Origin of the sequence: Nonomuraea sp. NPDC050790 (genome assembly GCF_044456745.1) — a bacterium.
Classification (GTDB): Bacteria; Actinomycetota; Actinomycetes; order Streptosporangiales; family Streptosporangiaceae; genus Nonomuraea.
Window position 1 is genome coordinate 742051 of the sequence record NZ_JBITGF010000001.1, and the last position, 12429, is coordinate 754479.

Genomic DNA, 12429 nt, shown 5'->3' on the forward strand with positions numbered 1-12429 from the left:
CACCCACACGCCGCCACCGTCCTGGCGCGCCACCACCCCGGCACGCCCTCACCGGCGCGGCTCACCACCGTCCTGGCGCGTCACCCACCACCGGCGACGCGCGCTTTGGCTGCCCGGCATGTCACCCCGGCCACGCGCTTCGTGCCCGGCCCTTCCCGGGCTCCGGCACGCCCTCATCGGCCCGGCCCGCCGCCTTCGGCCATGCGCGCTTCCCTGCCCGGCCCGCGGCCTTCGGCCATGCGCGCTTCCCTGCCCGGCCCGCCACCATCGGCCATGCGCCCTTCCTGCCCGGCGCGTCACCTTGGCCTGCGCGCGACCACCGGGGCGGCACCTCGGCATCCCGGCACGCGGTTCGGTCATGCGCGGCCGCCGAGCGCGGTGACCAGGGACGTCACGGAGATGCCGATGTTCCAGTGTGCCGCCGTCCGAGGTGCATCGGGCGGATTGGGCAAGAGCACCAAGGGTCCCGGAGTGCTTGGTGGATTGGCACGAATCGAGGCGTCCTCGCCATGGTTTACCGTCGCCGTGACAACGGACGACTCGGAGGGCATGCGTGATCGCGATCAGAGAGCTTCACGAGATCGCGGACCTGGAAGAGGTCCACGCGCTGTTCGGCGACATCTGGCATTTCGACCCGGGCGGCGAGCCGATCTCGGTCGAGCTGATGCGGGCCTTCTCGCACGCCGGCAACTACATCACCGGCGCCTACGACGGCCCCACGCTGGTCGGCGCGTCGGTGGGCTTCATGGCCGCGGGCGGCACGCTGCACTCGCACATCACCGGAGCGGCCGTCGGGCGCGGCATCGGGTTCGAGCTCAAGATGCACCAGCGCCGCTGGGCGCTGGAGCGCGGGCTGGAGCGCATCTCCTGGACCTACGACCCCCTGGTGCGCCGCAACGCGCACTTCAACCTCGCCAAGCTGGGAGCCAGGCCGCAGGAGTACCTGCCCAGCTTCTACGGGGTCATGGAGGACGCGATCAACCAGGGGGACGAGTCCGACCGGGTGCTCGCCGTCTGGGAGCTGACCGCGCCGCACGTCGAGGCCGCGGTACGGCGGGAGCCGTACCGGATGGAGCTTCCCCCGGAGACGGCGGTGGCCCTGCGCAACGACGGCGGCCGGCCGGTGCCGGGCGAGGCCGACGCGCCGGTGGCGCTGGTGGCGATCCCCGCCGACGTGGAGGGGTTGCGCGGCGTTGATCCGGGAACGGCCAAGGCATGGCGGCACGCCGTACGTGACGTGTTGGGCGGCATGCTTGCCGAAGGCCGGAAAGTCACCGGATTTCATGACAAGAAGTACTACGTAGTGGAGAAGGCGTGAAAATCACTGGAGTAGAGCTGCGCAGGATCGCGATGCCCCTGGTGGCGCCGTTCCGCACCTCGTTCGGCACCGAGACCTCGCGCGACGTGCTGCTCGTGCGTGTGGTGACGCCGGACGCCGAGGGCTGGGGCGAGTGCGTGGCCATGTCGGAGCCGCTCTACTCCTCCGAGTTCGTCGACGGCGCGGCGGAGGTGATCAAGCGGTTCCTGCTGCCCTCGCTGCCCGCCGAGGTCGACGCGTACGGCGTGGGCCGAGCCCTGGAGCCGATCAAGGGCCACCGCATGGCCAAGGCGGCCGTGGAGACCGCCGTGCTGGACGCCCAGCTCCGCGCGGCCGGCGAGTCGTTCGGCCGCTTCCTCGGCGCCGAACGCGACCGGGTGCCGTGCGGCGTCTCCGTCGGCATCATGGACTCGATCCCCGAACTGCTGGAGGCCGTCGAGGGCTACCTGGACGAGGGCTACGTCCGGATCAAGCTGAAGATCGAGCCCGGCTGGGACGTCGAGCCGGTGCGCGAGGTGCGCGAGCGCTTCGGCGACGACGTGCTCCTCCAGGTGGACGCCAACGCCGCCTACACGCTCGTGGACGCCCGCCAGCTCGCCAAACTGGACGACTTCGGCCTGCTGCTCATCGAGCAGCCGCTGGCCAACGACGACTTCGTCCAGCACGCCCAGCTCGCCAAGCAGCTCAAGACCCCGATCTGCCTGGATGAGTCCATCGAGTCCGCCGAGCACGCGGCAGCCGCGATCGCGCTCGGCTCCTGCTCCATCGTCAACATCAAGCCCGGCCGCATCGGCGGCTACCTGGAGGCCCGCCGCATCCACGACCTGTGCCGGGCGCACGGGGTCGCGGTGTGGTGCGGCGGCATGCTGGAGACGGGCCTCGGCCGGGCCGCCAACGTGGCGCTGGCCGCGCTGCCCGGCTTCACGCTGCCCGGCGACACCTCGGGCTCGCGCCGCTACTACGCCACCGACATCACCGAGCCGTTCGAACTGCGCGACGGCCACCTCGACGTCCCCGCCGGTCCCGGCCTCGGCGTCGAGCCGATCCAGGAGATCCTCGACGAGGTCACCACCGCCACCGAGTGGATCACCCTCTAGCTCGGCTAGCTCAGGTTGCGCAGGTCGAGCTGGCGCAGGACGCGCGAGATCACCTGCGGGTCGGCGCCCGGCTCGCGTTGCGCGTCCAGTACGGCGCGGCGGGCGGCCGACATCATCTCGTCGTTGACCTTCCTGACCACCTTGAGGCGTTCGAGCCGCTGGCCGAACGCCTCGCGGCGTTCCTCGTCGGCCAGTTCGGGGCTGAGCCGTACCGCGAGATCGGACAGGCGGCGCGTGAGGACCTCCACCATGTCGTCGGGCACCTGCCCGGTGTCGACGAGCTCGCGCAGCCGCTGCCTGGCCGCGCCCGCGGCCTGCTTGGCGAGCCGGCGTTCGAAGGCGCGTTCCGCCTCGGTGTCGGAGGTGACGCCGAGCACGCGTACCACCCAGGGCAGGGTGAGACCCTGCACCAGCAGCGTGGCCAGGATGACCGCGAACGCGACGAACACCAGCACGTCACGCTGCGGCACCTCCAGCGGGATGGCCAGCGCGAGCGCCACCGAGGCGACGCCGCGCATGCCCGCCCACCACATCACGACCGTCTCGCGCCAGCTCATCGGCGTCTCGGAGTCGTCGCCGCCCGCCCGGCGCAGGCGCCTGGCCAGCGCGGCCGACGGCAGCAGCCACAGCAGCCGCACCCCCACGACCACCGCGACCACGGCCAGGCTCCACAGCATCACCTCCCCGAAGCGGCTGGTGACGGTGCCGAGCACGTTGTGCAGCTCCAGCCCGATCAGCCCGAACGCCACGCCGGTCACCAGCGTGTCCACGACCTGCCAGAACGCCGCGCTGCTGAGGCGGCCGACCGAGTCGTCGGCGTCGCTGGTCTTCTCCCGCAGGTAGAAGGCGGTGGTCAGCACCGCCAGCACCCCCGAGCCGAGAAGCTGGTCGGCCAGCACATAACTGGTGTACGGCACCAGCACCGTCAGCCCGATCTGCAACGTCGGGTCGCCCAGCAGCCCGTCCAGCCGGGCCGCCACCCAGCCCACCCCGAACCCGACCACGACCGCCACCACCGCCGACAGCACCAGCTCGCCCGCCGCCCCCGGCCACGAGAAGCTGCCGGTCAGCGCCGCCGCGATCGCCACGTGGTAGAGCACGATGGCGGTCACGTCGTTGAACAGCCCCTCGCCCTCCAGCAGCGACACCATCCGCCTGGGCAGCCCGAGCGAACCCGCGACGCTGGTGGCCGCGACCGGGTCGGGCGGCGCCACCAGCGCGCCGAGCGCCGCCGCCGCGGCCAGCGACAGTCCGGGCACCAGCGCGTGGGCCACCCCCGCGACCGCCGCCGTGGTCACGAACACCAGCGCCACGGCCAGCAGGAAGATCGACCGCCAACTGGCCGCGAACTGCCGCCACGAGGTACGGCTGGCCGCCGCGTACAACAGCGGGGGCAGCAGCGCCGGCAGCACGACCTCGGGCGGGATGTCCACGTTCGGCACGAACGGCAGCACCGCCAGCAGGATGCCGTACAGCGTCATGAGCACCGGGGCCGGCAACCCCAGCCGGTCGCCGAGCGGCACGGTGACCAGCGCGCCGAGCAACACGAGCATGAGCAGCACAAACTGACCCACGACACCCCCCGATGATCGCCGCCAACCAGCGTGCCACACCCACCGCCGCTTGCCCCGCTGCCGGTCGACCGAGTCGCGATAACCGCGCAGCGGCGGCCGGGTCTCGTCCGCCGAGCCTTGTCAGCCGACCTTGATCAGCCGCGTTGGATCCGGACGAGCTCTGGCCGGACGGGGTGGGACGGGCAAGTTTGGGCGGACGAGTATGGGCGGTCAAATTTTGTCAGCGGCACTATGTCAGCCGACCTTGGTCAGCCGAGTTGGACCCGGATGAACTCTGGCCGGACGGGGTGGCCGGACGAGCGCTGGCCGGATGGGCTTTGGCCGGACAAGTTCGGGCCGGACGGGGTGGGACGGGCAAGTTTGGGCGGACGGGTATGGGCGGTCAAATTTTGTCAGCGGAGGTCTGTCACCCGGTTATGGGCGATCGAGCTTTGTCAGCTGAGGTCTGTCGGCTGAGGTTGGGCGGACGAGGTTTGTGAGTGAGTGGGCGGTTGGGGTTAGCGGTCGAGCACGGGGAGGGTGGGGGGCGGGGCGGTCAGGCGGCGGGGGGTGGATCCGGTGCAGATGGCCACGTCGGCGAGGCGGGCGCCGAAGAGGTCGGGGAGGTAGACCGCCGGTTCGAGGCAGAGGGCCATGCCGGGGGTGAGCGGGGTGGAGTCGGAGGGGGTCAGGTGGGGTGGTTCGTCGCCGGACAGGCCCACGCCTCTGCCGTAATGGCCTGCGGCGAACTGGCCGTACCCGGACTCCTCGATCATCGACTGGGCGGATCGGGCCACCGCGGCGGCCGGGAGCGCCTGCCGTACGCCGTCGAGGGCGGCATTTTGTGCGGCGAGCACCACCGAGTACAGGGCGTCGAAGTCTTCGGGTGGTTCGGCCACCGCGAACACCCTGGCCACCTCGGCGCAGTAGCCGTCCCACCGTCCACGCACGGCCACCTGGAGCGCGTCGCCCGGGTTGATCACCCTGTCCGTGGGCCGGTGCGTGGGAACGGCGGTATGTTCGCCCGCCGCCACCTGAACACCCAGGATCTCCTCGCAGCCGCTCTCCAGCATCGCGACCGTGAGCCGGCGGGCCATGTCCCGCTCGGTGGCGCCGAACCACCGCAGCTCCCGCGCCCGCGCCACCACCCCGGCCGCCGCGGCGGCCGCGCACTCAAGGGCGTCCAGCTCACGAGGCTCCTTCGCCAACCGCAACGGCGCCAGTACGGCTCCCGCCGGGACAAGTTCGGCATCCACCGACAGCCCGAACAACTCCCTCACCCGCATCTCCGGATCCACCCCAACCCGCCGAGCCCCGGCCGGTATGAGCGCCCCGGGCACGCCAGTTTCCCCATAGTTCTCCCGAGTGACCACCAGGAACCCCTCGCCCCGGCCGCCGAGGAACCGGAAGTCGGGCGATGGCCGCAACACGAGCGCGTCCACCTCGGCCGCGCTCATGGCGACCCGCACCGCCCCCACCCGCTCCACCAGCCCACCCTCGACCCCATCCCTGGCCAGCCCACACCCGCCCACCTCTCCCTCGGCGGGCCTTGAAACCCGCGGGTCAGCCACCAGATCAGCTCCGGGGTTGTTGGCCCCCGGGTTGTCGGACTGCGGGTTGTGAGACTTCGGGCTGTCGGCCTTCGGGCTGTTCGACCGTGGTCGGTCAGACCGCGGGCGGTGGGACCTCGGGTCGTCGGACTCCGGGTTGTCAGCCCTGGGGCCCTCAGCCCGCAGGTGGTTGGATTCCGGGTCGCCAGCGTGTGCGTGGCCGGATCCTGGGCTGTCGCACGCCGGGCTGTCGGACTTCGGGCTGTTCGACCGTGGTCGGTCAGACCGTGGGCGGCGGGACCTCGGGCCGTCGGACTCCGGGCCGTCAGGCCGTGGGGCGTCAGACCGTGGACTGTCAGACCGTGGGTGGTTGGTTCCCGGACTGTTGGAGTTCGGGTGGCCGGGGTGGGGGGTGGGGGTCACGTGGGCTCGTGGAGCCAGCAGGCGACCGGGCCGAAGTCCGGTTCCTTGGTGCGGCAGATGTCCATCACGTGCGGGCAGCGCGGGTTGAAACGGCAGCCTCCCGGCGGATCGGCTGGGTCGGGGACGTCGCCCGGCAGTTCGGCGGGCAGGGTGCCCTGGCCGTCGGGTAGGGGGATCGCGCTCAGCAGGGCCTGGGTGTAGGGGTGGCGGGGGTTGTCCCAGACCTCGGCGGTCTTGCCGATCTCCACGATCTTGCCCAGGTACATGACGGCGATCCGGTCGGCGATCAGGCGTACCACTGACAGGTCGTGACTGATGAACAGCAGTCCCGCGCCCGAGTCCACGGCCAGGTCGCGCATGAGGCGAGCCACCTGCGACTGGGCAGAGGCGTCCAGGGCGGAGATGGGTTCGTCGCCGATGAGCAGGCGGGGCTCGGCGGCCAGGGCGCGGGCGATGGCGATGCGCTGCCGTTGACCGCCGGAGAACTCGTGGGGGTGGCGGTCGGTGAAGTCCCTCGGCAGGCCCACGCGTTCGAGCAGGTCGGCGGGGGTGGCTTTGCTGCCGCGGGCCACCTTGAGCCCGTCCGCGATCTGGTCGCCGACGCGACGGCGCGGGTTGAGGGAGGCGTACGGGTCCTGGAAGACCATCTGAATCCCGGTCATCGTACGGCGGCGCAGCCCGAGCGGCGTCACCGGCTGACCCTCGAAGCGGATGGCGCCCTCGGTCACCGGGTTCAGCCCGCATACTGCCCTGGCCAGGGTCGACTTGCCACACCCCGACTCGCCCACGAGCCCTACCACCTCCCCGGCCCGCACCGTCAGGCTGGCACCGGCGACCGCCCGGACGACGGGACGGCCGGGGGAGCGGTGCTCGACGACCAGATCGTCGATGGTGAGCAGGCTCATGACCTCTCCTCGTCGGATGCGGTGCCGGGTGCGGGGTCGGATTCGGTGCCGCGGTCCGGCGTGGGAGCGATGTCGGGTTCGGGAGCAACCGAGCGCTCGGGGCCAGGGTCGGGTGCGGGGGCGACTGGGCCGTCGGGGTTGGGGTCGGGCGCGGGAACGACCGGGTCGTCGGGGCGGGGGCTGCGCGTGGGGTCGCCCGGGTGGCCGGGCTCGGGGTTGGGAACGGCGTCGGGGCTCGGGGCGGCTGGGTGGTCGGGGGCAGGGGCGGAAGCGGGGGTAGGGGTGGGAGTGGGGAGGGGGGTGTGGTCGGGGAGGGAGGACAGGAGGGTGCGGGTGTACGGATGGTCGGGGGTGCGCAGGACGTGGGCCCGGGGCCCCGTTTCCACGATCAGGCCGTCCTTCATGACGCTGACCTCGTCCGCCACCGCCGACATCACCCCCAGATCATGCGTGACCAGCAACACAGCCAGCCCCAGCTCGTCACACAACCCCCGCAACAACCGCAGAATCCCCGCCTGCACCGTCACGTCCAGCGCCGTCGTCGGCTCGTCGGCGATCAATACGCGCGGCGAGCAGGCCAGCGCGATCGCGATGGCGATGCGTTGCCGCATGCCGCCGGAGAACTGGTGCGGGTAGCGACCGTACGCCTCCGCCGCACCGGGGATGCGTACCTTGGAGAGCAGGTCGACGGCCCGCTCGCGCGCCTCCACCTTGCCCAGGCCGAGGTGGTGGCGCATGTGCTCGGTGAGCTGCCTGCCCACGGTCAGCATGGGGTGGAGGCTGGTGGCGGGGTCCTGGAAGACCATGGCGACCTCGCCGCCGCGTACCTTGTTGAGCTCTTTGGCGGGCAGTTCGAGCAGGTTGCGGCCGTTGTGGAGGATCGAGCCCGTCGCGCGCGCGCCGTGCGGGAGCAGGCCGAGCGCGGCCAGGCCGGTCATGGTCTTGCCGGAGCCGGACTCTCCGGCCAGGCCGTGTACGCGGCCCTCGTGCAGGGAGACGGAGACGCCCTTGAGGATCTGCCGTCCGTGGATGTCCACCTTCAGGTCGGTGATCTTCACAGTGCGCGCTCCTTGATGGCGCGGGCCGTGCGCGGGTCGAGGGCGTCGCGCAGGGTGTCGCCGAGGAAGTTGAAGGCCAGCACCACGCTCAGGATGGCGAGGCCGGGGAAGGTCGCCACCCACCAGGAGTCGAAGACCTCCACGCCGGAGGCGACCATCGCGCCCCACTCGGGCGAGGGCGGCTTGGCGCCGAGGCCGAGGAAGCTGAGGCCGGACAGGAGCAGCAGCGCGGTGCCGATGTCGAGCGTGGCCAGCACCAGGATGGGCCCCGTCACGTTCGGGAGCACGTCCACGCGCAGCGAGTGCCAGGGGGAGAAGCCGAGCAGCCGCCCGCTGAGCACGAACTCCCGCTCGCGCACGCCGAGCACGAGTCCTCGGGTGACGCGGGCGTACGCGGGCCAGGCGACCACGAGTACGGCCAGCACCGCGTTGGTCAGGCTGGCTCCGAGCGCGGCGGCCACGACCATGGCCAGGATGACCGTGGGGAAGGCGAAGACCAGGTCGGCGATCCGCATGATGGTCTCACCCACCCATCTGCCGAAATATCCGGCGGCGGCCCCCAACAGCCCGCCGACCAGCACGCTCATGGCCACCAGGAGCAGCGTGAGCGGGATGGACACGCGGGCGCCGTACATGACGCGGCTGAGGATGTCGCGGCCGAGCTGGTCGGTGCCGAACCAGTGCCCGGGGCCGGGCTCGGCCAGCCGGGGAAGGTCCTGCGCGAGCGGGTCGTGCGGAGCGAGGAACGGCGCGGCCAGCGCGACGACAAGCCAGGCCAGCGCGATGACGGCCCCGGCGACGGCCAGCGGCTGCCGCCACGCCTCGGGCACGCGGCGCCTGCGGGGAGCGAGCGGATCACGCCTCATTGCAGCCTCACTCGAGGGTCGATGATCCCGTACAGCACGTCCACGATCAGGTTGATCACCAGGTACACGACGCCGACCACCAGGCCGACGCCCATCACCGCGGGCAGGTCGAGGGAGGTCGCGCTCTTGTACGCGTACTGCCCGACCCCCGGCCAGGCGAAGATCGCCTCGACCAGCACGGTGCCGGACAACAGTGAGCCGAACGCCAGACCGGCCACGGTGATGATGGGCACCAGGGCAGAGCGCAGGACGTAACGGAACAGAACCGTGCGGCCGGGCAGCCCCTTGGCCCGCGCGGCCCGCACGTAGTCCTGGCCGAGCACCTCCAGCACCGCGCTGCGGGTGAAGCGGGTCAGCAGCCCGATCGTGTACAGGGCCAGCACCAGCGCCGGGGTGATGAGGTGGCCGACGGCGCTGGCGAAGACGTCCCACTGCCCGGTCAGCGCCGCGTCGAGCGTGTGCAGGCCGGTGATCGGCCCCGGCGCGGTCATGCCGGGGTCGATGCGGCCGCTGCCCGGCGTGAGCTGGAGCCGGTAGAAGAAGACGTAGAACGCCAGCAGCGCCAGCCAGAACGTCGGCACCGAGATGCCGATCAGGCTCAGCACCCGCAGCAAGTGGTCGGACAGGCGATCGCGGCGCAGGGCCGCCACCACGCCGAACGCCACGCCCAGCACCAGCGAGATCAGGATCGCCGCTCCGGCCAGCTCCAGCGTCGCCGGGACGAACTCGGCGAGGTCGTCGCTGACCGGCCGGTGGCTCTGCTGGCTGGTGCCCAGATCGCCCTGGAGGATCCCCTGCAGGTGGAGCAGGTACTGCTCGGGCAGCGGCTTGTCCAGGCCGTGCTCGGCCTTCCACTGCGCGACGATCGCCGGGTCGCCGAGCGCCCGCTGGCCCAGGTTGGCGGCGACGGGGTCGCCGGGCACCAGGTTGGTCAGCACGAACGTGACCAGCGTGATGCCCCAGGCCAGCAGCAGGGCGATGAGGATCCGGCGGATCAGGAACCGGGCCAGGGGGTGCCTGGCCCGTGCACTGGTGGTCTTCACTTCACGCCGAGGTCGGCCACGTCGACGGTCCAGACCGGGTGGTACTCCAGGCCGGTCACCGTGGCGGCGGTGACGATGTTCTGGCTCGGCTGGATCAGCGGGACGAACGGGCCGCCCGCGTTGAGCTTGGTCTGGACGTCCTGGTAGACGGTCCTGCGGGCGTCGTCGCCGATGGTCGCCGCGGCCTTCTCACCGGCCGCCTCGATCTCCTTGGCGGCGCCGGGCTTCCAACCGGCGCGCAGGCCGACGGTCTTGCCGGGCAGGAAGGCCAGGTAGTCGCTGGGGTCCGGGTAGTCGGGACCCCAATACCACAGGCCCATCTCCTCCTTGCCGTTGCGGTAGTTGTCCAGGGCGGTGGCGACCGGCGCGGGGGCCAGTTCGATCGTGATGCCGACCTCCTTGAGGTTGGCCTGGATGCGCTCGGCCAGCGGCTGGAAGGACAGGCCGTTGACGGTCAGCTCGCTCGGGTACTCCAGCTTGACGCTCGGGTTGGACAGCCCGCTGGCGGCCAGCGCCGCCTTGGCGCCCTCGACGTCCCGCTTGGCGCCCTGGTCGGCGGGCAGCGCGCCGAGCAACTGCGAGGGGATCACGCCCGGGGCCTGGGTCGAGCCCTCTCCGGCCAGCTCCAGCAGCCCCGCGTAGTCGACGCCCTTGCGCACGGCCTCGACGAACTTGGCGTTCGTGGTGGTCTTGCTGATCGCGGAGTCCTGGTTGGCCAGCAGGAAGATGACGTTGGCCGAGGCGGTCTTCTTGACCTGCAGCGTGTTCGGCATGCCGGTGACCTGGTCGCCGGACAGGTTGAGCGCCACCTGGCTGTCGCCGCGCTGGACGTTCAGCTTCTGCGTGGCCGCCTCGACGTTGCGGATGACGACCTTCTCGTAGGCGGGCTTGGTCCCGTAGTACTTCGCGTTGGCCTTGAGGACGACCTGGCTGCTGACGTTGAAGGACTCGATCGTGTACGGGCCGGAGCCGAGCGAGGCCGAGTTGAGGTACTGCTCCGCCTTGTCCTTCGCGTCGGTGGTGGCGCCGTGCTGCTTGGCGGCCTTGCTGTTGATGATCCCGAGCGCGGGGTTCGGCAGGATGAACGGCAGCGCCGGGTTGGCCGCCTTCGACGTCAGCTTGATCGTCGAGTCGTCCTCCTTGGCCACCTCCACGCCGTCCAGCAGGAACGACGGGGTGCCCTTCATGTCGCGCACGCGGGTCAGCGAGAAGACCACGTCGTCGGCGGTGACCGGGGAGCCGTCGGCGAAGACCGGGCCCTTCTTCAGCTTGAGCGTGAGCGTCTTGCCGTCCTGCGACAGCTCGTACGACTCGGCCAGCGCGGGGACGGGCTTGGTCACGTCGGCGCCGTCGAAGGTGAGAAGCGTCTCGTAGGCCGCCTTGCCGACGATGAGGCCGGTCGGCTCGTAGGTGCGGCCGGGGTCGCCGGTCTTGAGGTCGAAGGAGGTGTCGATGACGAGCGTCTTGCCTGCGGCGCCACCGGCGGCGGGGGTCTTGGAGCCGCCGCTTCCGCAGGCGGCGAGGGCGAGTGCACCGGCGAGCAGTACAGCCGCCGTCTGCGAGCGGGTCGCCATGGGTCCTCCAGATATTCTGTGAAAGTTGTCGTGGATTGTCCGGCAGAACGTCCAGCCCGTGTCACGTCGGTGAGACGGTTTGTCGAGGAGTGTGGTGCAAGTGGCGGAAATATCTAGAAATGCAGGTGAGAGCGGGTCGCGCTCTGGACGGATCGGCATCGGCCTGGAGCTGGACGCCACGCATTTGAAGATCCTCCAGGTCCTGCGCGAGAACGGCCGCATCTCGGTCGCCGCGCTGGCCGAGCGGGTGGGCATCTCCCGCGCGAACGCCTACACCCGCTTCGAGGCCCTACGCGCCGACGGCGCCATCAAGCGCTTCACCGCCGAGATCGACCACGTCAGGGCCGGTCTCGGCATCACCGCGCTGATCTTCGTGACCGTGCGGCAGCAGATGTGGAAGCAGTTCCGCGCCGAACTGGCCCGCATGCCGGAGGTGGAGTACTGCGCCATCACCACCGGCCAGCACGACGCCATGATCCAGGTGCGCGTCTCCGACGTGGCCGAGGTGCACACCCTGGTGACCGACCGGCTGGCGGGCATCCCCGCGGTCAAGGCCACCGAGACCGTGTTCATCCTGGACGAGGTGCTCAAGCGGCCCTATGTCCTGCCCAGCGACGGACCGCGCCCGCAGCGCCGCCAGGCGCCCGACCCGAGCCCGGCCGAGGTGCCGCTGGGCAAGATGCGCTTCGTCGGCGCCGCCGAGGGCCGCGCCGCGCTCAAGAAGGAGTAGGTCTCAGGGGCCGAGCGATCCCTTCAGTACGGCCCGGCCCCCCTCCACGTCGCCCTCCCGGATGAGCTGACCGGGATCGAGCCGTCCCCAGAGCATGAGGAGCAGTTCGCCGGAGCGGCAGGCTCAGGGCGTTCTGGGCGTGCCACCGGTGCACGAGCGTCTCCGGGGGTGCGGCGGCGCTGCCAGAAGCCCACGGTGCGCGGGAATAACGTCCAGGCGGGGGCCGGGATCGCCGGTCGTGCAGGGCCCGGTCGCCGTAGTGCGGGAGTGGGGCCGACAGGTCGTCGCCGTCCAGGCCGGCGCGGACGGCGG

10 protein-coding genes are annotated in these 12429 nt (G+C 71.3%); 3 read left to right on the forward strand and 7 right to left on the reverse strand.

The window, feature by feature from the left end; all coding sequences use genetic code 11:
• Window positions 1-553 precede the first annotated feature (553 nt).
• Window positions 554-1318: a GNAT family N-acetyltransferase gene (locus ACIBEJ_RS03480; RefSeq protein ID WP_397180982.1), complete on the forward strand. Its 765-nt coding sequence runs from the start codon at window positions 554-556 to the stop codon at window positions 1316-1318.
• The gene (gene menC, locus ACIBEJ_RS03485; RefSeq protein ID WP_397180983.1) at window positions 1315-2415 is read left to right on the forward strand and encodes an o-succinylbenzoate synthase; all 1101 of its coding nucleotides are present in this window, start codon (window positions 1315-1317) and stop codon (window positions 2413-2415) included. Before ACIBEJ_RS03480 ends, menC begins: the two co-directional genes overlap by 4 nt.
• 5 nt (window positions 2416-2420) lie before the next feature.
• Here menC and ACIBEJ_RS03490 read toward each other — a convergent pair whose 3' ends face one another.
• The 7 genes from ACIBEJ_RS03490 to ACIBEJ_RS03520 all read right to left on the reverse strand — a co-directional run bounded on the left by ACIBEJ_RS03490 (window position 2421) and on the right by ACIBEJ_RS03520 (window position 11387).
• Window positions 2421-3989 carry a Na+/H+ antiporter gene (locus tag ACIBEJ_RS03490; RefSeq protein ID WP_397180984.1) on the reverse strand — a complete coding sequence of 523 codons (1569 nt, stop codon included), beginning with the start codon at window positions 3987-3989 and terminating at the stop codon, window positions 2421-2423.
• A gap of 497 nt (window positions 3990-4486) precedes the next feature.
• Window positions 4487-5455 carry a M24 family metallopeptidase gene (locus tag ACIBEJ_RS03495; RefSeq protein ID WP_397180985.1) on the reverse strand — a complete coding sequence of 323 codons (969 nt, stop codon included), beginning with the start codon at window positions 5453-5455 and terminating at the stop codon, window positions 4487-4489.
• Between the two features lie 482 nt (window positions 5456-5937).
• A complete protein-coding gene (locus ACIBEJ_RS03500) occupies window positions 5938-6846 on the reverse strand; it encodes an ABC transporter ATP-binding protein (protein WP_397180986.1) in 909 nt (302 codons plus the stop codon).
• On the reverse strand, window positions 6843-7904 hold the full coding sequence (locus tag ACIBEJ_RS03505; protein ID WP_397180987.1) for an ATP-binding cassette domain-containing protein: 1062 nt from the start codon (window positions 7902-7904) through the stop codon (window positions 6843-6845). The genes ACIBEJ_RS03500 and ACIBEJ_RS03505 overlap by 4 nt, the downstream gene beginning before the upstream one ends.
• Window positions 7901-8770: an ABC transporter permease gene (locus tag ACIBEJ_RS03510; protein WP_397180988.1), complete on the reverse strand. Its 870-nt coding sequence runs from the start codon at window positions 8768-8770 to the stop codon at window positions 7901-7903. The genes ACIBEJ_RS03505 and ACIBEJ_RS03510 overlap by 4 nt, the downstream gene beginning before the upstream one ends.
• Window positions 8767-9813, reverse strand: a complete 1047-nt coding sequence (locus ACIBEJ_RS03515) for an ABC transporter permease (protein WP_397180989.1) — start codon at window positions 9811-9813, stop codon at window positions 8767-8769. The genes ACIBEJ_RS03510 and ACIBEJ_RS03515 overlap by 4 nt, the downstream gene beginning before the upstream one ends.
• Entirely contained in the window at window positions 9810-11387 is a 1578-nt protein-coding gene (locus ACIBEJ_RS03520) for an ABC transporter substrate-binding protein (RefSeq protein ID WP_397180990.1), read from the reverse strand. Before ACIBEJ_RS03520 ends, ACIBEJ_RS03515 begins: the two co-directional genes overlap by 4 nt.
• A gap of 100 nt (window positions 11388-11487) precedes the next feature.
• Between ACIBEJ_RS03520 and ACIBEJ_RS03525 the strand changes: the two genes are divergently transcribed.
• A complete protein-coding gene (locus ACIBEJ_RS03525) occupies window positions 11488-12117 on the forward strand; it encodes an Lrp/AsnC family transcriptional regulator (RefSeq protein ID WP_397180991.1) in 630 nt (209 codons plus the stop codon).
• The last annotated feature ends 312 nt before the right edge of the window (window positions 12118-12429 follow it).

Bases quoted from the DNA above. Each gene is read 5' to 3' on its own strand.
- ACIBEJ_RS03500 (WP_397180986.1), bottom strand. From the start codon at position 6,846: ATGAGCCTGCTCACCATCGACGATCTGGTCGTCGAGCACCGCTCCCCC.
- ACIBEJ_RS03510 (WP_397180988.1), bottom strand. From the start codon at position 8,770: ATGAGGCGTGATCCGCTCGCTCCCCGCAGGCGCCGCGTGCCCGAGGCG.
- ACIBEJ_RS03520 (WP_397180990.1), bottom strand. From the start codon at position 11,387: ATGGCGACCCGCTCGCAGACGGCGGCTGTACTGCTCGCCGGTGCACTC.